This window comes from Stenotrophomonas sp. HMSC10F07 (genome assembly GCF_001807895.1).
Lineage (GTDB): Bacteria > Pseudomonadota > Gammaproteobacteria > Xanthomonadales > Xanthomonadaceae > Stenotrophomonas > Stenotrophomonas sepilia.
Genome location: NZ_KV791347.1, coordinates 25,251 through 46,588, shown reverse-complemented (window position 1 = coordinate 46,588; position 21,338 = coordinate 25,251). Strand labels below are relative to the sequence as shown.

At 66.3% G+C, this 21,338-nt stretch carries 18 protein-coding genes; 6 read left to right on the top strand and 12 right to left on the bottom strand.

What is annotated here, in order from left to right; genetic code table 11:
- Nucleotides 1-46 precede the first annotated feature (46 nt).
- Nucleotides 47-1,993 (top strand): EAL domain-containing protein, encoded by a 1,947-nt coding sequence (locus HMPREF3114_RS05715; RefSeq protein WP_053500034.1) that lies wholly within the window; start codon nt 47-49, stop codon nt 1,991-1,993.
- On the opposite strand, the gene HMPREF3114_RS05710 is transcribed toward HMPREF3114_RS05715, so the two are convergent.
- Entirely contained in the window at nt 1,990-2,601 is a 612-nt protein-coding gene (locus HMPREF3114_RS05710; protein WP_053500036.1) for a TetR/AcrR family transcriptional regulator, read from the bottom strand. The two genes, HMPREF3114_RS05715 and HMPREF3114_RS05710, sit on opposite strands and share 4 nt — an antisense overlap.
- A gap of 104 nt (nt 2,602-2,705) precedes the next feature.
- Between HMPREF3114_RS05710 and HMPREF3114_RS05705 the strand changes: the two genes are divergently transcribed.
- Nucleotides 2,706-3,782 (top strand): MBL fold metallo-hydrolase, encoded by a 1,077-nt coding sequence (locus HMPREF3114_RS05705; protein ID WP_053500038.1) that lies wholly within the window; start codon nt 2,706-2,708, stop codon nt 3,780-3,782.
- Nucleotides 3,783-3,862: 80 nt separating this feature from the next.
- Here HMPREF3114_RS05705 and HMPREF3114_RS20900 read toward each other — a convergent pair whose 3' ends face one another.
- The gene (locus tag HMPREF3114_RS20900; RefSeq protein WP_138953623.1) at nt 3,863-4,162 is read right to left on the bottom strand and encodes a hypothetical protein; all 300 of its coding nucleotides are present in this window, start codon (nt 4,160-4,162) and stop codon (nt 3,863-3,865) included.
- 222 nt (nt 4,163-4,384) lie between these two features.
- Between HMPREF3114_RS20900 and HMPREF3114_RS05700 the strand changes: the two genes are divergently transcribed.
- Complete coding sequence (locus tag HMPREF3114_RS05700) at nt 4,385-7,504, top strand: discoidin domain-containing protein (RefSeq protein ID WP_070489326.1); 3,120 nt, start codon at nt 4,385-4,387, stop codon at nt 7,502-7,504.
- A gap of 174 nt (nt 7,505-7,678) precedes the next feature.
- Here HMPREF3114_RS05700 and HMPREF3114_RS05695 read toward each other — a convergent pair whose 3' ends face one another.
- From HMPREF3114_RS05695 to HMPREF3114_RS05655, 9 genes are all read right to left on the bottom strand, one after another.
- Nucleotides 7,679-8,656, bottom strand: a complete 978-nt coding sequence (locus HMPREF3114_RS05695; protein WP_053498372.1) for an ABC transporter substrate-binding protein — start codon at nt 8,654-8,656, stop codon at nt 7,679-7,681.
- A 16-nt stretch (nt 8,657-8,672) separates the two neighbouring features.
- Nucleotides 8,673-10,415 carry an amino acid ABC transporter permease/ATP-binding protein gene (locus HMPREF3114_RS21560; protein WP_083297572.1) on the bottom strand — a complete coding sequence of 581 codons (1,743 nt, stop codon included), beginning with the start codon at nt 10,413-10,415 and terminating at the stop codon, nt 8,673-8,675.
- Nucleotides 10,412-10,963, bottom strand: a complete 552-nt coding sequence (locus HMPREF3114_RS05685; protein WP_070489324.1) for a GNAT family N-acetyltransferase — start codon at nt 10,961-10,963, stop codon at nt 10,412-10,414. Before HMPREF3114_RS05685 ends, HMPREF3114_RS21560 begins: the two co-directional genes overlap by 4 nt.
- Nucleotides 10,960-12,180: a M20 aminoacylase family protein gene (locus HMPREF3114_RS05680; protein WP_083297571.1), complete on the bottom strand. Its 1,221-nt coding sequence runs from the start codon at nt 12,178-12,180 to the stop codon at nt 10,960-10,962. Before HMPREF3114_RS05680 ends, HMPREF3114_RS05685 begins: the two co-directional genes overlap by 4 nt.
- A 4-nt stretch (nt 12,181-12,184) precedes the next feature.
- Nucleotides 12,185-13,528, bottom strand: coding sequence for an LLM class flavin-dependent oxidoreductase (locus HMPREF3114_RS05675; RefSeq protein ID WP_070489322.1), 1,344 nt, complete (start codon nt 13,526-13,528; stop codon nt 12,185-12,187).
- A 19-nt stretch (nt 13,529-13,547) separates the two neighbouring features.
- A complete protein-coding gene (locus HMPREF3114_RS05670) occupies nt 13,548-14,525 on the bottom strand; it encodes an MsnO8 family LLM class oxidoreductase (protein WP_005416278.1) in 978 nt (325 codons plus the stop codon).
- Nucleotides 14,526-14,539: 14 nt separating this feature from the next.
- A complete protein-coding gene (locus HMPREF3114_RS05665; RefSeq protein ID WP_065197036.1) occupies nt 14,540-14,902 on the bottom strand; it encodes a DUF3088 family protein in 363 nt (120 codons plus the stop codon).
- 156 nt (nt 14,903-15,058) lie between these two features.
- Complete coding sequence (msuE, locus tag HMPREF3114_RS05660; protein WP_070489321.1) at nt 15,059-15,640, bottom strand: FMN reductase; 582 nt, start codon at nt 15,638-15,640, stop codon at nt 15,059-15,061.
- A gap of 116 nt (nt 15,641-15,756) precedes the next feature.
- Nucleotides 15,757-18,333, bottom strand: coding sequence for a TonB-dependent receptor plug domain-containing protein (locus HMPREF3114_RS05655; RefSeq protein ID WP_070489320.1), 2,577 nt, complete (start codon nt 18,331-18,333; stop codon nt 15,757-15,759).
- 338 nt (nt 18,334-18,671) lie between these two features.
- Here HMPREF3114_RS05655 and ftrA point away from each other — a divergent pair, with 338 nt between their 5' ends.
- The 3 genes from ftrA (at nt 18,672) to HMPREF3114_RS05640 (ending at nt 20,776) form a co-directional block, all read left to right on the top strand.
- A complete protein-coding gene (ftrA, locus tag HMPREF3114_RS05650) occupies nt 18,672-19,673 on the top strand; it encodes a transcriptional regulator FtrA (RefSeq protein ID WP_053498386.1) in 1,002 nt (333 codons plus the stop codon).
- A 94-nt stretch (nt 19,674-19,767) separates the two neighbouring features.
- Entirely contained in the window at nt 19,768-20,211 is a 444-nt protein-coding gene (locus HMPREF3114_RS05645) for a BLUF domain-containing protein (RefSeq protein ID WP_053498388.1), read from the top strand.
- A gap of 97 nt (nt 20,212-20,308) precedes the next feature.
- Nucleotides 20,309-20,776: a chemotaxis protein CheW gene (locus HMPREF3114_RS05640; RefSeq protein ID WP_053498391.1), complete on the top strand. Its 468-nt coding sequence runs from the start codon at nt 20,309-20,311 to the stop codon at nt 20,774-20,776.
- Nucleotides 20,777-20,787: 11 nt separating this feature from the next.
- On the opposite strand, the gene HMPREF3114_RS05635 is transcribed toward HMPREF3114_RS05640, so the two are convergent.
- Complete coding sequence (locus HMPREF3114_RS05635; protein ID WP_053498392.1) at nt 20,788-21,291, bottom strand: hypothetical protein; 504 nt, start codon at nt 21,289-21,291, stop codon at nt 20,788-20,790.
- Nucleotides 21,292-21,338 lie beyond the last annotated feature (47 nt).

Genomic DNA, 21,338 nt, shown 5'->3' with positions numbered 1-21,338 from the left:
TTTACCCTGCTCGTCACTGGCCGTCGGTCACAGGCGGGAACCTGCTATGGATGCGCTTTCACGGGTCTCGACCCAGGTCCTGGACAGCGCCCTGCCCAGCCTGCCGCTGTATCTGCTGCAGGCCACGGCAGTGATCGGCATGATCGGCGTGCTGCTGATCGCCACCCGTCGCGCCGGGCACGCCATTGAAGGCCGTCGCCTGTATGTCGGCGTAGCGCTGGGCCTGATCTACCTGTTCAATTCCTGGTTCGTGGCCCGTTATTCCCAGGGTGTGGTCAAGCTGCACCTCGGCTTCGACATCCTGCTGGTCAGTGGCCTGCTGGGCGGATGGCGCGGGGGCTTGGCCTGCCTGACCGCCGCCCTGCTGGCCCGCTACCAGTTCGCCGGTATCCCGTTCTTCCTGCCTGCCAGCCTTGAGGCCGTGTTGCAGATGGTGGCCGGCGTCTGGCTGCGCAGGCACCTGTACCCGCGCATGCTCAACGAGCTCTCGCCGCGCATGATCCTGCAGGCCTGGGGCGTGCGTATCGGGGTAACCGCTCTGGGTTTGGCGCTGGGTGTGGCGATCATTGGCACCGATCAACTGCCGGTGGCCGAGCTGGCGATCCAGCGCGTGCTGGCACTGCCGGTCTCGCTGCTCGTGCTCGGCGCTGTGTTCGCGCTGGTCTACAACGATGCCCAGATCGATGCGCAACGCCAGCGCGAACAGGCCTGGCTCCGCATCGATCCGATCAGCGGGCTGCCCAACATGCGTGCGCTCGGTGAACGCCTGCAACAGTACTGGCGGGATAACGACGGCACCGGCAAGGCCTGCTTGATCGTGGCCGAGATGGGCAACCTACGCGATCTGCGCCTGCGCTACGGGCCGTTGCAGGACAACGGCCTGTGGCAGCGCGACAGCACCGAGGAGGTGCATCGGTTGCTGCCCTCGCTGTCGGCTGCGCAGCTGGAGATCTACCAGTTCGGTGATGCCGCGCTGGCGATCCTGGTGCGCGGCCTGACCTTGTCCACACTGCGCACGCAACCGCAGATCACCGAGCTGGCCAGCAACCTGGCCGATCGGGTCGGCCGCGATTGGCCGGGCTTCCGGCCGCTGTTCCGCTGTGCAGTGGTTGAATTGAAGCCCCCTGCTGATGCCGACGAAGGACATCTTCCGTTCCGCGCCATCACCGTGGCACTGAGCGCGATCGAGTCGGGCGTGGTGTTCTTCGATGACCCGATCCAGCGCGACAGCGAGATCGACGCCCTGATCGAGGCTGCGCTTGAGCACTGGCTGCAGCAGGGCAATGCGCCGCTGTGCTACCAGCCCAAGCATCGTCTGCAGGACCGCCAACTGGTCGGCGCCGAAGCACTGCTGCGCATGCGCGACGGGGAAGGCCGGCCGATTGCCCCGATGCGGGTGATCTCGCTGCTGCGCCGGCAGGGGCGGCTGGCAGACCTGGAATGGGCCACGCTGCGGTCGGCGGTGCACTTCCTGCAGCACTGCCGGCGGGACGGCGCGGCGCTGACCATTGCAGTCAATGTTTCAGCCGAATCGCTGCGACTGCCCGACTTCGGCCTGCGCCTGCAGGAGCTGCTGCAGCTGCATGACATCCCCGGTGCGATGCTGCGCCTGGAGATCGTCGAATGGACCGAAATCGTCGAGCGCGACGTGGTCGATGCCAACATCGCACAGCTTCTGGCAGCCGGGGTCACCCTGTCGCTGGATGATTTCGGCGCCGGCTATTCAACCCTGATCCTGCTTTCGCAGCTGGCCATCGCCGAGGTCAAGATCGAGCAGGCACTGATCGCCACGCTGTCCGACGCCAAGTCACAGTCGATCGTTCGCTTCATCGTCGAGGTCGCGCACCGCTGCGGCGCGATCGTGGTGGCCGAGGGTACCGAGACCCTCGCCCAGGAACAGAAGCTGCGCGCACTCGGGGTGGATGTCGGCCAGGGCTACCTGTACTCGGCGGCACTGCCGGCCGACGAGTTCCGTCGCTTCGCAGCCAGCTAGACCGCGTAGAACCCCAGGAACATCGCCACCGCCGATTCGGACACGCGCGCACGTTCCTGCGCGGTCAACGGTGGCTGCCCCATCGTGACCTGCGGCCAGAACGCGAAGCTCTTCACCAGCCCATGCAACTGGTGGCCGGCAAAGTCCGGATCCACCTCGCGCAGACGGCCATCGGCAATTGCTGCGCGGATCCAGGCACTCTCGCCACTTTCCTTCTCGCCCATGCGGCAGACGATGGCCTGCGCGCGCTCCGGTGAATGGATGATCTCGGCCATCGCGACCCGCGCCAGATCGATGAAATTCCCATCGCTGAGCAGGTCCAGCTTCTGGCCCAGCAACTGCAGCAATTGCGTCTGCAGCGGCTGGTCGGCGCGGTATGGCAGTGCGTCGCTGGCCACGCTGCGTTCCCACAGCTCCTCCAGGATCATCGAGAACAGCGCTTCCTTGCTCGGGAAATGGTTGTAGACGGTGCGCTTGGAGACCCCCGCCGCCTCGGCGATGCGGTCCATGCTGGTCGCCTCGTAGCCCGATGCACGGAACTCCTCCACCGCCGCGCGCACGATGGCGTCACGTTTGCGGTCGGTCAGGCGTTGCGGGGGGCGGGACATGGCGGGAACCGGATAACTGAACGGATGCCTCCATTTTACACTCGACAGTGTACTTTTGAAAAACACGAAACTACACTGTGCAGTGTACCCAGCGGACGTCACCCATGAAGCGCCTGCTCCTTGTCCTCCTGCTCGGAATCCTCGCCGTGACCGCCTACACCTTCTGCAAATCCTGGTCCCTTCCCGACTTCCCCGATTCGCCGCAGTACCGTGATGGCAAGTTCCGCAATGCCCTGCCCCGTCCGGCGATGGGCCTGCGCGACGGCGCGGAGATCTGGTGGACGTTCCTGTTCAACAAGCCCAAGGGCACCGTGCCCGCGCACCCGATTCCGGTGAAGCCGCTGGACCGCGCCACGCTGGACGCCGCACCGGATCGCAGCCTGTTCCGGCTGGGGCACTCCACGATCCTGCTGAAGCTGCGTGGCCAGTACTGGCTGACCGATCCGGTGTTCTCCGAGCGCGCCTCGCCGGTGCAGTGGATGGGGCCCGCACGCTTCCATGCACCGCCGATCAGCATCGACGCGCTGCCGCCGATCGCCGGTGTGATCCTCTCGCACAACCACTATGACCACCTGGACCATGCCGCGGTCATGCAGCTGGCCGGCAAGACCGCGCGCTTCATTGCACCGCTCGGCGTCGGCGACCAGCTGATCGCGTGGGGGGTGGATGCGCGCAAGGTCGAGCAGCTGGACTGGTGGCAATCCACCGAAGCCAACGGCCTGCGCCTGACCGCGACCCCGGGCCAGCACTTCTCCGGCCGCGGGCTGGGTGACAGCGACCGCAGCCTGTGGGCTTCATGGGTGATCCAGGACGGTGACTTCCGCATTTTCTTCAGCGGCGACACCGGCTACTTCGACGGCTTCAAGGCCATCGGCGAGAAATACGGTCCGTTCGACCTGACCATGATCGAGACCGGCGCCTATGATCCACGCTGGGCATTTGTGCACATGCAGCCGGAACAGACGCTGCAGGCGCACCTGGACCTGCGCGGCAAGTGGCTGCTGCCGATCCACAACGGCACCTTCGACCTGGCCCTGCACGCATGGCAGCAGCCATTCGAACGCATCACCGCGCTGGCCGCTGCAAACAATGTTGCAGTGGCTACGCCGATGATGGGCGAAGCACTGGACATGCAGGCGCCGCAGGCAGGTACGCGCTGGTGGGAGACGGTGGAGCTGTAACAGGTGGGGGCACTTGACCTGCCAGAAATTATGTAGAGCCGAGCCATGCTCGGCTGCTTCTCAAAAGTGTTCCGTGGAAGTCAAACAAGCCCAGCTCTGGAGGCACCGCAAGTAGAATTACTGGCAACATTGCTGACATTGAAATGCACGGTTATCAACTCGGCTGCCGGGAGCGAATTTTGGACCTGCATGCATGTGTCACGCACGACATCGTTTGCGACCTTTCCCTCTCGTTGGAATCGCAATGCCAAGATGCCCGGTAAACCACTGCCCAGCAGCGCATCATCACATCCCGACTCTGCAAGACATCGCTCAAATGCACTGGGATCTTCTCCGGTATCGGGCACTCGGTACATCAACGTGAAACTGAATTCCATCATCAACCATTCCAGATCCGAGGTGGCTTCCAATAGCGTATGGCCTGGCCGACAGCCGTCCAGAGCCACATCCGTCAACCCCATTGATGATGATCGTGACTCAAACCGGCGATCGAGGCGACCGGCCATCATCCGCAACCTATTGCAGTGCGTCATGTAACCGTTTACATCCCTTGCTAGCGTAGCGCTCGCCCGATTCCGGCCGAACCTGCGAGGCTGTCCGTAATGACGTTGCGCGCCGCACGCTCCAAGGTTTCCACACCGTTCTTCCCATTGCGCCCTGCCGCGGCCCTGCTGTTGGCCGCCCTGGCCTCCAGCGCACAGGCACAGACCCTTCCACCGCGCAGCCAATGGCAGGCCAGCAGTTCCTCGCAGCAGGTGCCGGCGATGGCGATCAGCCACCTGATCGACGGCAACCCGAAGACCGTTACCGGCGGCGCCTTCAGCCCCGGCCACTGGTTCCAGATCGACCTGGGCGCGCCCACCCTGCTGGCCGGCGCACGCCTCACCTGGGATGTCTCCAACCCGGAAGGCTATTCACTGCAGACCTCAATGGATGGCAGGCAGTGGCAGACCGCGTACACGATGGCCGATTCGCTGGGCGATGTGGAAACGCTGTACTTCGCGCCGCGCCAGGCGCGCTACCTGCGGCTGGCCAGCCCGCAGCGCACTTCCGATTGGGGCGTGTCGATCTTCGAGATGGAGCCGCTGGACAGCACGCTCAGCGCACGCATCAGCGGTATCGATGCAACGCAGGCAGCGGCGCTCTGGCAAGGCGGCGGCGCCGTCGCGATGCCGGCCGGGGCAAATGGATCGCATACGTTCGAGATCACGCTGCCGCAGGCCCAATCAACGGCTGGCCTGGTGGTCGACTGGGGCGATGGCGCACGAGGCGCCGCCCGACTACAGGCGCAGGATGCACAGGGCCGTTGGCAGGACCTCGCACACGATGCACAGGCGGCCAGTCACCGGCAAAGCTGGCTGGCCGCCACTGCAGCACAACCATTGCGTGCTTTCCGCCTGAGCGTGGACGGCGCTGCGCCACGGATCGCACGCCTGCGCCTGCTCGGCCCGAAAGCCGTGATGACGCCGATGAAGCAGTATCAGATCGTCGCCAGCGGCGCCCAGCGCGCGTTGTTCCCGGCCTCGCTGCAGATGCAGCAGACCTACTGGACGGCCGTGGGTGTGCATGCAGGACGACAGAAATCGATCTTCGACGAGTACGGCAATCTGGAAGCGTTCAAGGGTGCGCCGCTGGTACAGCCCATCTGGCGCAATGCCGATGGCCAAACCGCCGGCGCCGCCGGGCAGGCCATGCAGCATGCCCTGCGCGACGGCTGGAAGCCGATGCCCTCCGCCACCTGGTCACCGCAACCCGGCCTGCAGCTGCACAGTGAAGTATTCGCCATCGAGCGCGATGGCCAGCCGGTGACCTTCCTGCGGCATCGCCTGCACAACACCGGCAGCACCCGGATCGATGGCACGCTCAGCCTGGTGGTGCGCCCGATGCAGATGAATCCGCCGTGGCAGAACGGCGGGCTGTCCCCGATCCGCGAGGTGGCCATCGATAGGCAATCCGTGCGCGTCAATGGCCGCACGCTGCTGCAGTCGCTCACGCCGGTGGCTGCGTCGGGTGCGGCGCCATTCGGCAAGGAAGGCGCAACGGAGATCACCGCGACCCTCGCTGCCGGCCAGCTGCCTTCCACGCAACAGGTGCGTGATGATCAGGGGCTTGCCTCGGCTGCATTGAACTACCGCGTCTCGTTGGCGCCGGGAACCAGTGATGCCGTCGTGGTCGCGTTCCCGTTGGGCACCGCCGCCGCCGATGCCAATGGCGTGCTGCCCGAAGCGCCTGCGCTGGATCTGACCACGCTGCCCCACGATGCCAATGCGGCGTTTGATTCACTGGCCACGCAGGCGTCTGCAGACTGGCAGGCACGGCTGGGCCAGGTCGGCCTGCGCCTGCCCGATCCGTCGCTGGTGGACATGCTGCGCGCGCAGGCCGCCTACATGCTGATCAACCAGACCGGTCCAGCCATGCAGCCCGGCCCGCGCAACTACAACCGTTCCTTCATCCGCGACGGCATGGCCACCTCGGCGGTGCTGCTGCGCATGGGGGAAGCCCGCGTGGCGCGCGACTACTTGGCCTGGTACAGCGAGCACGGCGTGCATCCCAACGGCCTGGTCTCACCGATCCTCAACGACGATGGCAGCGTCAACACCGGCTTTGGATCAGACATCGAGTACGACAGTCAGGGCCAGTACGTCGCGCTGGTGGCCGATGTCGCGCGCCTGGACGGCGGCCCCGAGTCTGTGCGTGGCTATCTGCCGAAGGTGAAAGCGGCGCTGCGCTTCCTGCAGGAACTGCGCGAACGCACGCTGGTGCCCGGTTACAAGGCTGACCAGCCTTCGCCGGAACGGTTCGCGGGCATTCTTGCGCCGTCGATCAGCCATGAGGGCTACCCGTCGCCCACCCACAGCTATTGGGATGACTATTGGGGCCTGAAGGGCTGGCACGACGGTGCCTGGCTGGCCGAATCGCTGGGCGACCACGAGACCGCAGCCTGGGCGCGCGAACAATACAAGCTGCTCTACGACGCACTGCATGCCTCGATCCGGGCGACGATGGCGTGGAAGGGCATCGACTTCATTCCCTCCTCGGCCGACCTGGGCGATGGCGATCCCACCGGCGTTTCGATCGCACTGGACCCGACCGGTGCGCAGAGCGTGTTGCCTGCAGATGCGTTGCGGACCACCTTCGCCCGCTATCTGGAGGACGTGCGCAAACGCAGCCACCCCGGTGCGCTGTATGCGTACACACCGTACGAGATCCGCAACGTGCTGAGTTACGTACACCTGGGCCAGCCGCACGTCGCCGATGAGCTGCTGCAGGGGCTGCTGCATGACCGGCGCCCGCTTCAGTGGCAGGTGCTGGCCGAGGTCGTGCACTCACGCCTGCGCTTTCCTCGCTACCTGGGCGACATGCCGCACACCTGGATCGGTGCCGAATACGGCCGCACGCTGTTCGGCATGCTGATGCGCGAAGACGATGATGCGCTCTCGCTGCTGCCGGGCACGCCCCCCTCGTGGGTGGCGGGCGATGGATTGGCGGTGGAACGCCTGCCCACCGCGTACGGCACGTTGCAGATGCAGGCACGGCAACGCGACGGCACGCTATCGATCACGCTGGGCAAGGGCCTGCGCAGTGGGACGGCGGTGAAGGTCTGGTGGCCGGCGCGGACGATGCCGAAGACCGTGCGTGTGGATGGGCGCAACGTTACCGCGTTCGATGCGGAGGGCGTGCGCCTGGCAAGACCATTCAGAACGCTGGAGGCGCGTTGGTAGAGCAGCCGAGCATGGCTCGGCTCTACGGAAAGCAGACTCCACCAGTAGATCCACGCCATGGGTGGATGCTCCTGCAGAGTCGAGCCATGCTCGACTCATCGCGCACCGCGCGAACTGCAGCCGAGCATGGCTCGGCTCTACAGAAGCAGCGGTAGCGCCGGGCCACGCCCGGTGTCATTGCAGCGTCGGCAACCCCGGCGGATTGGTCTGCGATTGCGGCACCGCCTCCTCGGCCACGTTCCAGCGCGCCAATGCCTGCGCATAGGTGCCGCTGCCGATCTGGGTGTTCAACGCCTGCGTCACCGCATCGGCCAGGCCGCTGCCCTTGCGCGTGGTCACCGAGATCGCCGCAGCGTTCGGCCAGCCACCGGGGAACAGGCCCACGCGCCGCACCTTGCCATCGCGTGCCGAGTAGGCGCCGGTGGCATTGGGCTCGAACGAGACATCGGCGCGGCCAGTGATCACCGCCAAGCGGCCGACCACGGCGTCGTCGAAGTACTGGTACTGCACCGGCTTCAGCCCGGCCGCAATGTTCTGCCGGTCCCACTGCCGCAGGATCTGGTCCTGGTTGGTGCTGGCACCCACCACCACCTTCAGCCCGGCCACATCAGCGGGCTTTTCGATCTTCTGGATGGGCCCGTCGCTGCGCGTGTAGATGCCCAGAAGATCGTAGCGGTAGCTGGAGAAGTCGAACTTCTTCTTGCGCTCTTCGGTCACCGTAACGTTCGACAGCACCGCATCGTACTTGCCCGATTCCAGCCCCAGCGGCCAGTCCGCCCACGCAACCGGCACGATCACCAGCTTCAGGCCCAACGCATCGGCGATCAGCCGCGCGATGTCCGGCTCGATGCCGACCACGTCCTTGCTGTCGGCGCCGTAGTCGGCCAGCGGCAGCTGCCCCGGATGGGTGGCCACGGTAAACGCACCCGGGGTGACGAACTGATAACCGGCGGGGATCAATGCCTTCGCCTTCGGGTCGAAGGTGCCCTTCAGGACGGCCGTGTTCGCGCCGGCCAGGCTGGTCGCGGCCACGGTGCCTGCATCCGGTGCCTGGCGCACGCGCGAGTAGACGATACCGGCAATGCCGATGACCAGCACCGCCACGATCAACAGGGTGCTGCGCGAGGGACGACGCGATGCTGCACGACTCATGGTGCTCCTTCCGGGGTTACAGGGTCTTGGCCAGGAAATCGGCCGTGCGTTGCTGGCGCGGCTGCTCGAACACGGCGTCGGGCGTGCCCTGCTCGATCACCCGGCCCTGGTCCATCATCACCACGTGGTCGGCCACGCGGCGGGCGAAGCTCAGCTCGTGGGTGACGATCACCAGCGTGGTGCCGGAGCGGGCCAGCTCCTCGATCACACTGAGCACTTCGGCCACCAGTTCAGGGTCCAGCGCAGAGGTGGGTTCGTCGAACAGCAGCACCTTCGGTTGCAGCGCCAGCGCGCGGGCAATCGCGATGCGCTGCTGCTGGCCACCGGACAGCTGGCGCGGGAAGGCATCGGCCTTGTCGGCCAGGCCGACCCGCTCCAGCAGCGTGCGCGCCTGTTGTTCGGCCTGCGCACGTGGCACGCCACGCACCGCGATCGGTGCCTCGATGATGTTCTCCAGTGCGGTCAGGTGCGGGAACAGATTGAAGCCCTGGAACACCATGCCCACCTCGGCACGCCGACGGCGGATCTCACGCTCGGGCAGTTCGTACAGGGTTTCACCGTCACGGCGGTAGCCGATCAACTGGCCGCCGACGGTCACGTAGCCGCTGTCGGCACGCTCCAGGTGGTTGATCAGCCGCAGCAGCGTGGACTTGCCGGCGCCCGATGGGCCGATCAGCACCGTCACGCTGCCGGCGCGCAGGTCCAGGTTCACATCCTCCAGCACCGGCTGGTCGCCAAACACCTTGCCCACGCCGTGCAGCGACACCGCCGCGCCCTCGCCGGCATCCACCTGCGCGGCGATGCGCGGGCGGTTGACCACGCGCGGTGCGGCATCACTCTGCACGCGCGGCGATGACACGCGCGATGCCGAGCGCTCGCGCTGCAGTTGGCCGCGCGCGAAGCGCTGCTCCACGCGCCGTTGCAGCAGTGAAAGTACGGTCAGGATCACCAGGTACCAGACCGTGGCCACCATCAGCAGCGGCACCACTTCCAGGTTACGGCGGTAGATCACCTGCACGGTGTAGAACAGCTCCGGCAGCGCCAGCACGTAGACCACCGAAGTGCTCTTGGCCAGGCCGATCACATCGTTGAACGCGGCCGGCAGGATCGAGCGCATCGCCTGCGGCAGGATGATGCGGCGGACCTGGCGGCCACGTGGCAGGCCCAGCGCGGCCGCGGCCTCGTACTGGCCGTGGTCAACCGACAGGATGCCGCCCCGGATCACTTCGGCCGAGAACGCGGCCTGGTTCAGGGTCAGGCCCAGCACCGCGGCAGTGAACACACCGATCAGCTGCGTGGTCGGGTACGAGAACAGGTTGATGCCGGTGAACGGCACGCCCAGCTCGATGGTGCTGTACAGGTAGCCCAGATTGTTCAGCAGCAGCAACAGCACCAGCAGCGGGATCGAGCGGAACAGCCACACGTAGCCCCACGACACCGCCGACAGCAGCGGCGAACCGGAGACGCGGGCCAACGCCAGCAAGGTGCCCAGCGCGAAACCGAGGCCAGTACCGAGCGCGGTCAGCAGCAGCGTGCGGCCCAGGCCCTCAAGCACCGGGCGCGCGAAGAACCACTCGGCGAAGGTGCCCCAACCCCAGCGCGGATTGCCCAGCACGGACTGCAGCCCGATCAGGATCAGCGCCAGTGCCAGCACCGTGCCGAAGACCTGCAGCGGATGCCGGGCCGGCACGATCTTCAGTGCCTGTCCGGGCGCCGGACGAGCGGCGATGCCCTCCAGCGCGGTCGACGGTGTGCTCATGCGTGGGCTCCGTTCAGCAGTGCCTGTGCAGGGGTAACGACAGGCGTCGTCGCCCGCAGGTGCTTCTCGAAGGGCAGGTGCGCGACGGTTTCCGGATCTGCATCCAGATCGAACAGCGCGGTGTAGCCATGGCTGAGGTACAGGCCGACAGCTTCGGGCTGGCGGAAGCCGGTGGTCAGGAACACACGCCGATAACCTTGGCGTGCCGCCTGTTCTTCCAGTTCCTGCAGCACGCGCCGCGCGATGCCCTGGCGTCGCAACCCCGGCAGCGTCCAGATGCGCTTGAATTCGGCGGTGTCTGGATCGCGGTGCGGCATGAAGGCGCCGCCAGAGATCGCCACACCGTCGCGCAGCAGCAGCACGAAGGCACCTACCGGGGCAGCAAAGGCCTGCGCCGGGTAGCGCTGCAGCTCCTCGCGAGCGCTGCCACCGATGCGTCGGCGCACGTCGGCGTAGCGGCGGTCGTACTCTTGTTCCAGGCCGTCGAACAGGGGCCGCGCCAGCGGATCATCCACCGAGGTATAGAGGAAGCGTTCGTCGCTGCTCATGTCGCATCCTTCACCAGGTAGTCTTCGGCCAGCCGCGCCCACAGGCTGGCAGCGGGTGCAATGGCGGCGTCGTTGAACACATAGCGCGGGCTGTGCAGCGGCGCGCTGTCGCCGTTGCCGACGAACACGAAGCTGCCCGGTCGTGCCTGCAGCAGGAACGCGAAATCCTCGCTTGCGGTGCGCGGCGCGAATTCCGGTACGACCTGTCCGGCACCGAAGCCCTGCACAGCCACCTCGCGGATGTAAGCGGTCTGCTGCGGGTGGTTGATCACGCTCGGGAAGCCGCGTGGGAATTCGATCTCGGCGCGCGCGCCGAACGCGGCGGCGGTCTGTTCGGCAATCTCGGTGACCCGGCGCCGCAGGGTGTCGCGCACTTCCGGCAGGTATGCGCGCACGGTCAGCTTCAGCTCAACCACGTCTGGAATCACATTGGCGGCCTGCCCGCCGTGGATCGAACCGACGGTGACCACGCCCATCTGCCGCGGATCGACATTGCGCGACACCACGCTCTGCAGCGCGGTGACGATGTGCGCTGCCGCCAGGATCGGATCCACGCTGCCCTGCGGCTCGGCACCGTGGCCGCCCTTGCCGATCACTTTCAGCCGCGCCCAGTCCACCGACGCCATCGCCGGGCCATCGACGAAGCCGAAGTGGCCGACGGGTACGCCGGGCCAGTTGTGCAGCCCATAGATCGCATCCACCGGGAAGCGCTCGAACAGGCCCTCGGCAAGCATCTTCGATGCACCCGAACCGGTTTCTTCCGCAGGCTGGAACACCAGCTGCAGGGTGCCGTCGATATTGCCGTGATGGGCCAGATAGTGCGCAGCGGACAGCAGGATCGCGGTATGCCCGTCGTGGCCGCAGGCATGCATCAGGCCCTCGGTCTGGCTGGCGTAGGCCAGGCCGGAGTCCTCGCGGATCGGCAGCGCATCGATGTCGGCACGCAGGCCCAGGCGACGGCTTCCCTGCCCGCGCTGCAGCGTGCCGACTACGCCGGTGCCGCCGAGGCCGGTGGTGACCTCATAGCCCCATTGCTGCAACAGCTCGGCCACGCGGGCACTGGTGCGATGCTCCTCGAAGGCCAGCTCCGGGTGCCGGTGCAGATCATGACGAATCGCGATGGCCGCCTCGGCGCGTGCCGCGATCTCCGGCACTATGCCGCTGGTTGGGGAATTCCGCCGGGCGTGGCCCGGCGCTACCGCAGTTTCTCCGCTCATCGCCCTACCCCACCTTCCGCGCCGGTTCGGCGTCGGTCGCATGGCGGCTGGCCTTGTACGGCAGACCCAGATGCTCGCGCAGGGTCTGTCCTTCCAGCTCGCGCTGGTGGTAGCCGCGCGCCTGCAGGATCGGCAGCACCTGGGTCACGAAATCGTCCAGGCCCTCGCGCTGCGCGGCGAAGCCGAGAATGAAGCCATCGCTGGCACCGGCATCGAACCAGCGGATCAGCTCATCGGCCACGTGCTCCGGTGTGCCGATGAAGTTCGGCCGTGGGCTCACTGCTTCCAGTGCCACCTGGCGCAGGCTCAGCCCCTTTTCTCGCGCATCCTGCTTGATGCGATCGGTGGTGGAACGGAACGAGTTGCTGCCGATGTCACCCAACTCCGGGAAGGGCGCGTCCGGATCGTACTGGCTGAAATCATGGTGATCGAAGAAGCGCCCCAGGTACGCCAGCGCATCCTCCAGCGTGGCCAGTGCAGCGATCGCCTGGTACTTGGCTTCAGCCTCCTCGGCAGTACGGCCGACGATGGGGCCGATACCCGGGAAGATCTTCACGTCATTGCCGCTGCGGCCATGCGCGATCGCCGAGTTCTTCACCTTCTGGGTGAACGCGCGGGTTCCTTCCAGCGACGGCGAATGAGTGAACACCGCGTCGGCATACTTGCCGGCCAGCGCGATGCCGTCGTCGGACGAACCGGCCTGGAAGATCACCGGCTGGCCCTGTGGCGAACGCTGGATGTTGAGCGGCCCTTCCACCTGGAAGAAGCGGCCCTTGTGGTCGAGGCGGCGGAACTTTTCCGGCGCGAAGAACGTACCGCTGTCGCGCTCGCGCACGAAGGCGTCGTCGTCCCACGAATCCCACAGCCCCTGCACGACGTCCAGGTACTCATCGGCGATCTGGTAGCGCAGCGCGTGCTCCGGATGCGGCCGGCCATAGTTGCGGCCCGAACCCTCCAACGGCGAGGTCACCACGTTCCAGCCGGCGCGGCCGCCGCTGAGCAGATCCAGCGAGGCGAACTGGCGGGCCACGGTGAACGGATCGCTGTAGGAGGTCGACAGCGTCCCGGCCAGGCCGATCTTCTTCGTTGCCGTGGCCAGCGCCGACAGCAGCGAGATCGGCTCGAAGCGGTTGAGGAAGTGCGGGATCGACTTCTCGTTGATGTACAGGCCGTCGGCCACGAAGCCGAAGGCGATGCCGTTGTCCTCGGCCGTGCGCGCGATGTCGATGTAGAACTGCAGGTTGACGCTGGCATCAGCCGGATTGGACGGATGCTTCCAGGCATGCATGTGGCTGCCGGGGCCCTGCAGCATGATGCCGAACGGAATGTGGCGCGGGGTCGTGCTCATTGGGGAACGCTCCTGCAGGTCAGGCCACCGCCGCGCGCGGCGCGGGCGACAGCAGTTCGAGGGATGTCAGGCGTGCGTCGAGATCGGCCACCGGCGCGTCGAGGATGAATTCACCCACGCCGAAGCGTCGGTGCAGCGCATCCAGTTCGCCGCGTACCTGTTGCGCATCGCCGGACAGCACGCTTGGCCGTGTTTCCTCGATGCGGAAGTCCGCCACACCTACCTGGCGTGCATACTCGGCAGCCGCCTCGGGGCTGGGCAGGTTCACCGTCTGCCCCGGGCCAAGATGCAGCTTGTAGACGCGCAGCGCGCCGATATGGCGTGCGGCTGCTTCGGCAGTCGGCGCGGCGAAGGCCACCGTGGCCAGCAACGGCGGTTGCGTGGAGACACCGCGGTAGGCGTCGAACGCGGCCTCGATGTGTTTCGGGTCGCCATCAAAGTGCGCGGCATACACGAAGCGCCAGCCGAGCTCGGCCGCCTGCTGCGCACTCTGCGGGCTGGCACCGAGCAGGAAGCGCTCCGGCGCCTGCTGTGGAATCGGACGCGCCAGCGCCTCGGTTGCGGCACCGGACAGATAGCCCTCCAGGTCGCGCAGCTGCTGGTCGAAATCGGCGAATGCCGGGCGTCCCGCCGCCAGCGCGGCGGTCGATGCTGGCAGGCCACCGGGCGCCTTGCCCACGCCCAGATCCACGCGCCCCGGTGCCAACGCCGCCAGCAGGTTGAAGCTCTCGGCCACCTTGTACGGCGCATAGTGGCGCAGCATCACCCCGCCACTGCCGATGCGGATGCGACGGGTCTGTGCCAGCACCCAGGCGGCCAGCACTTCCGGCGCCGGGCTGGCAAGCGCCGGCGCGGCATGATGCTCGGCAAACCAGTACCGGTGATAGCCCAGCTGCTCGGCACGCTGCGCCAACTGCAGGCTGTTGCGCAGCGCCTGCTCTGGCGAGGCGCCTTCAGCCACCGGGCTCTTGTCCAAGACGCTGATCAGATAGCTCAAGGTCGTGTCCTCGCTCAGGGGTGGGCCACGGGAATGCCAAGCAATCCGTTCAGCGCAGCCAGGATCGGCTCGGCACCGGAGATGTACTGGCGGTCCTGATGCGCGCCACTGGCCAGCTCGCTGCGCACGCCCTGCGGCAGCACCAGCTTGGGCAACGACTGGTCCTGCTCGCCGATCTCGGCGATCACCTCGCGGCGTGGCCGCGCGAAACCGATGCGACGTACGTCCAGCTGCGCGTCGAGGCCGTCGATGCTCGACAGCGCCCCTTCCAGCAACAGGCTGTGCCGGCAGAAGAAGCGCTGGCCGGGAATCTGTCCGTCCTCGAACTCGCGGTCGAGCAGGAACAGGATGGGTTTGCTTGCTGCGTCCAACGCCACGGGAGTGTCCTCATCAGGGCCGGCAATGCGATGCCGCTTCGATTTCGATGCTAGGGATGCCGGTGCTTGCGGTGGCGATGCCAGGCGACAATCGGCGGTCGGATCCGGCCACGCAGATGCGCCTTGGCCATATGCAAAGCGCCGCCGGTTATGGCATCAGGCGATGCGTCGCAGCGGCGCCGCTACCGCCAGCGCCTGCGTAGCCAGATGCCCGGCCGCCCGCTCGGTCGCCAGCGCGATGCGGGCCTGCAACGCTGCACTGTTGAGGTGCTCGCCATCAAAGTCGGCCGGCGTGGCATACACCCCGATCGGCAGCGTGTGCGCCTGCAGGAAACTGAACAACGGCCGCAGCTGATGGTCGATCACCAGTGCATGGCGCTCGCTGCCACCGGTCGCCGCCAGTAGCACCGGTGTATCCACCAGCGCCTCCAGCCCGATGAAGTCGACCAGGTGCTTGAACAGCCCCGGATACGAACCGCGATGCACCGGCGCGGCCACCACCAGCAGTTCAGCGGTCTCGATGGCCTGCAGCGCCTGTTCCACCGCCGGCTCCACTTCATCGCGCGACAGCGACTGCCCCACTGAGCGCGCGATCGGCGCCAGCTCCACCAGCTCCACGCTGGCGTGCACCCGCTGCTGCAACGACGCCAACAGATGCCGCACCAGTAGCAACGTACGCGACGTCGCCGAGCTGCTCGGTGACCCCACCACTGCAACCACCCTCAATGCAGAAGACATGAACTGCTCCTCGATGATGCCGAACCCCGTCCGGCCGCCTTTCGCGTTCTGAAGAGCCGAGCCATGCTCGGCTGCATTCGCCTTTGTAGAGCCGAGCCATGCTCGGCTGCTCCACATCAGAACCGGTAACTGATCCGCCCGTACCAGAACGCCCCGATCCGGCTCAGCACGTCGCCCGAATCCCACGTCGTCTCGATGCTCGCCACATCGGTGGCACTGCGCGCGTACGCCGGCACCTTGCGCGTGCGCTTGTCGAACACGTTGTTGATGCCCAGCGCCGCGCTCCAGCCCGCACCCAGTTCCACCGCACCGGAGAGATTGGTCACCAGCACCGGCGGCTGCTTGTACTCCACGCCGTTGTTCAGGCGCTTGATCGGGCCGTAGTAGGTGAAGTCGACATTCGAGCGCCAGCGCCCGTTCTGCCAGCCCAAGCCCGCCACCTGGGTGTAGCTGGGCGTGCGGAAGCGCAGCGCGTACTCGCTGGACTTGGTCAACAGGTTGATGTTGGGCAGCCCCTGCAGCGCCGGCGGAGTATCACTGATCTTCCGGATCGTGGTGCGGCCGACGTTGGCCGCGTAGCTCCAGCGTAGCTTGCCCCACGCGGTTTCCTGGTTCGCTTCCAGGGTCAGCTCGACGCCACGGGTACGGGTATTGCCCACGTTGGTGAAGTAGCTGGCATAGAACGCATCACCCGGCAGGATGCTGATGCCGGCCGACCCCAGCAGTGCATCGATGGTGTTCTTCTGCGCTGCGCTCAGCACCGTGCCGCTGTTGTCGGTGATGCGCGTCGGATCCTGTGCGTTGTAGCCGATCTGGCTGGACTGCCCGAGCTGGCCACGGATATCGATCTGGTACGCATCCACGGCCAGGTGGAAGGCCGGGCTCGGATCCCAGGTCACGCCGAGGCTGTAGTTGGTCGCCTTCTCCGGCTTCAGCGGTGTGGCACCCAGTGCGACCGCCGCCGGCGAAGACACCTGCGCCACCAGCGTGGTACCGCACGGGCAGCTGCCGGTGGCCTGGTAGAACTGCGCGCCCAGGCTGGGCGCATGGAAGCCGTTGCTGACCGTAGCGCGCACACCCAGCGCATCGGTGAAATCGAAGCGGGTGGTCAGGCGGCCGGTCGAGACACTGCCGAAGTCGGAATGGTCTTCCCAGCGCGCGGCCGCATCCAGATACCAGCGTGAGGTGATGTTGGCGGCCGCACCCACGTACACCGCCTTGCTGTTGCGGGTGGCCTTCACCGCGTCCGCAGTGGAATAGCCGACGAACGCTGCAGCACCAAAGCCGGTGTACGACTCCCACTGCCCCGCCCCACGCTCGTACTGTTCATGCTGGTACTCGGCACCTGCGCTCACTTCCAGCGGCGAAGCGAATGCCGCCACCTCGAAGCCACGGCGCAGGTCGAGGTTGGCGATGCCCTGCTGGTAGTCCAGCTTGCCATCATAGAAATCAGTGGGCGAACCGGGGTACGGCAGCGAGTAGTTCACCGAGTTGCGGGTATAGGTGCGTACCGTGCTGCGATTGCCGGTCAGGCTGGCGTCGTAATCCCAGCCCGCGATCTGGCCTTTGACACCCGCGGTGCCGGTGTACTGCTTCTCCTTGGTTTCCAGCACCGGCAGGAAGCCATCGGGAAACACGCTCAGCACACCCGGCGCCTTGTAGGTGGTGAAGATGGTCGCCGGCAGGCGGAAATTCTGGATCGCCTGCGCGGTTCGATCACTGGCGGTGGCATTGGCGTAGAACTGGGCGCTCTCGCCCAGGCCATGGCCCACGTTCACCGCAAACGCCTTCAGCGCATACGATGGCGAACTGAGGATGGTGTTGGCCTCGGCATCGCGGTTGGCCTCGGCCGGGTTCGGCGATGCGCCGGTCGGCAACCGGTTGTTCGGTCGCAGCGCGACCAGATTGCCGTTGGCATCCACCGCCGGATAGCTCAGATAGCCATCGATGTAACGGCGGGTACGGATCGCGTGGTGCTGCCGCGTGGTCTCACCGGACAGGTTGACGAAGCCATCGGCGCCCCACGGCAGGCCCACGTTGGCACGCACGCTGGTGCGCGAGCCATCGCCATCAATGCTCTGCCCGCTTTCCACGGCGAGCTCGCCACCGTGCGCCTGCGATTTCAGGATCACGTTGACCACGCCGGTGATCGCGTCCGAACCATAGATGGCCGACGCGCCATCACGCAGCACTTCCACGTGGTCGATCGCCGAGACTGGAATCAACGCCAGGTCTGCCCAGGCATGGCCGGGGAAACCGCCGCCGTTGGCCCCGCTCACATAGGCACTGGCATTGCGGCGCTTGCCGTTCACCAGCACCAGCGTGTAGCCCGGCGAGAGATTGCGCAGCTGGTAGCCACGGATCAGGCTCTCCTGGTCGCTCTGGTAGCCACCGATCTGGCTGAGCGACGGCAGCGCGCGTTGCAGTGCTTCCAGCAGGTTGGCCTGGCCGGTGGCGGTGAGGTCTTCGGCCGAGATCACATCGATCGGCGTGGAGCTGTTCTTCACCGTACGCGTGCTGGTGCGCGAGCCGGTCACCACCACCGCATCCAGCGTGGACGCTGCCACGTTGGCCGTCGCGGCGGTGGCAGCAGGATCTGCATCGGCGTCAGCCGCATGGCCAGGCGATGCAGCCAGAACGCTGGCGATCAGGACGGCGAGAGTGTTCAGCACAGGGGCATGGGCGGCAGGCATGGGGACTCGTGGGAGTGGGCCGGAAACACGCTTCCATTCAAGGGCCTGTTCACCCACCGCGACAGGCGCGATCGCGTCACCCAGCCGTAACATCCGGCCACCCACATGACCGCTGGTAATGAGGTTAGGCGGCATTGCCGGTGCACTGCTGTCTGTAGAGCCGAGCCCACGCTCGGCTGCTCTACGCGACGGCGTCAGATGCATCCCCCCTGCCGGTATTGAGCCGAGCGTGGGCTCGGCTCTACAAGAGGGGAGCGACCGCTCCATATGTCTGGCAGGCATCACCTCATGCCCGCGCACCACGCAGCGCCACGCATCTCCACCCGTAGCATCAAGCCATGCCCAGCCCACCCGCCGATCCCACCGCGCCGCTCGTCACCATCGTCGCCTGCCACGGCCAGGGGCTGTTCGAATTCGGCTGTGCGGTGGGCCTGTTCGCGCCGATAAGGCCCGAGCTCGGCGTGGCCTGGTACCGCACCCAGCTGTGCGCGGGTGAACCCGGTGCACTGCGCATGCTCGGCAATGTACAGGTGCAGCTGCCCTACGATCTCAGCACTGTTGATGACGCCGACATCATCGTCATTCCCGGATGGCGCGAACCCAGCGAACGCCCGCCGCAGGCACTGCTCGATGCACTCATCCGCGCCCACGCCCGTGGCGCACGCATCGCCTCGATCTGCTCTGGCGCCTTCGTGCTGGCCTGGGCCGGGCTGCTCGATGGCCGCCCGGCCACCACCCACTGGCGCCTCACCGAAGCGCTGGCACGCGACTTTCCGCGCATCGATGTGCGCGAAGACGTGCTGTACGTCGATACCGGCAACGTCATCACCTCGGCCGGCTCGGCCACCGGCATGGACATGATGCTGCACATGGTGCGCAAGGATTACGGCGCGCGCGTGGCCAATCTGGTGGCCGAACGGCTGGTGCTGGCGCCATGGCGTGATGCCGAACGCAGCCAGCGTGTCAGCCGGGCCATTCCCAATGGCGAGCCCTCGCGTCTGGCAAAACTGATGGAATGGATGCGCCGCAACCTGCGCGAGCCGCACTCGCTGGGCAGTCTTGCCGAGCAGGCCGCGCTCAGCCAGCGCACGCTGCAGCGGCAGTTCCTGGAAGCCACCGGCCTGTCACCCATCGACTGGCTGATCCGCGAGCGCGTGGCATTCGCCCGCGAGCTGCTGGAAACCACCGACCGGCCGCTGCAGTGGATTGCCGAGCAGGCCGGCTTTGGTTCGCAGGAGTCGTTCCGCCGGCACTTCCGCGGCCAGGTGGACGCCAGTCCTACCCAATACCGCAGCCAGCATCGCGGCGGAATTGGCGCGGATCGGTTGGTGGGCTGCTGATCCAACGCATCACTCCCGATGATGCGTGAGGAAAGGCTCACGGCAGGCTATGGCGCCCCACGTATAGTGACGGGCGTCACAAGAAGCCCCTTCCATGCTCCACGCATTTGCCTACTCCAGCCACATGTCGGCTGGGCTTTCCGATGAAATGCTCCGGCAGATCGTCTCCCGCTCTGCCACGTTCAACCGTCGCGTGGACGTTACCGGAGCGCTGCTCGTCGACGGGCATCGGTTTTTCCAGTACGTCGAAGGTCCGCCCGACGGCCTGGAGGCGGTCAAGCGCCGCATCCATGACAGTCGCTCGCATGCTGCCGTCGTGCCGGTACTGGACATGGCCATCAGCGCGCGTGCGGTTCCCTATTGGGCCATGACCCGCATCGACACCGGGCAGATCATGGTGTCCGGCCTGGTCAATGCGCGATGGGACGAATTTGGCCATGCCGTTCCGGGCATGGACCAGCTCGTCGGCCTGCTGCGTCCGCACTTTCCACGCATCTGCCCGCTCAGTGCCCATCATGCGTCCGTCGGATCCAGCTGAACCGCCGCCTTGCGCGCGTACTCCCACGCGGCCGCGTGCTCCCTGCACACGTCATCATTCAAGCCGCGTTACCCATCGTTCCTGCCAGATCCACAGCATGCCTGTACCCGCTCAACCTTCAACGGAAACACGTGCCTCGCCCGCCGAGTTGTTCGAGGTCGTCGTCCTGCGTGCAGGCACGGCCCTGTTCGCGATCGACGTACAGGTAGCCGTGGAAATACGCGGCCCCGAGACCTTCGGCCCTGCAGACCCGCATGGCAGGCGGAACCTGGAGGTAAGAGGGCAGCCATTGCCGGTGGCCGACCTGCGCAGGCTCAGCGGGCAACCGGCATTCGATGGCAGCAGCCCAGCCATGCTGCTGATCACCGCCGGCACTGCAACCCTGGCGCTGGCGGTAGATGAAGTGCTGGAGATCGAAACACCGGACGCATCTCCAGACGCAGCCTCGCCGGACCAGGGTCGACCGTTCAACTTCTGCAGCCGGCACGTTCGGCTGGATGCCACACGTTCGGCTGCGCTGATCGAACCGCAGTCGCTGCTGGCTGCGCTCGCGGTGCGGGACTGAGGCGCCTCTGCTCAAGGGCGCCTGCTGCGAACCGTTTGAAACCGCATGCGCCAGCACTGCGCGGCAAAGCCGATCACAAACACCACCGCCAATCCCAGCAACGTGTGCAGCACCACCGGTGCCATCGGCGCAGCCGCAATGGGATGGTTCACCGGCAACCGTGTCAGCGTTTCATTCACGCCTGGCACCAGCGACAGCAGGAAGCTGAAAGACAGCGCAAATGTCGACACGTAGCGCGCTGCTCGACCCAGCCAGCGCAGCCGGGCGGCCAGCACGCCGCCGAACGCCACCAGCAGCACGATCACGCCGAACGCATGGCCTGGATTGAGCCCACCCGTGCTGGAGACGGTCAATGACGTAGCGACCGACAGCACCAATCCCAAAAGATACAGCTTGCCCGAGCGTATGGCGGGGTCGATGGCACGATGGCAAATGAAGGCATACAGGCCGGTGATAACCGGTACCAGGCTGACAGCCGTGTGGATCAAGCCCAACGTGGACAGAGAGTGCGACATGGAACATCTCCAGGGACTGAGTGAACCTACTAGTAGGTAGGTTATTG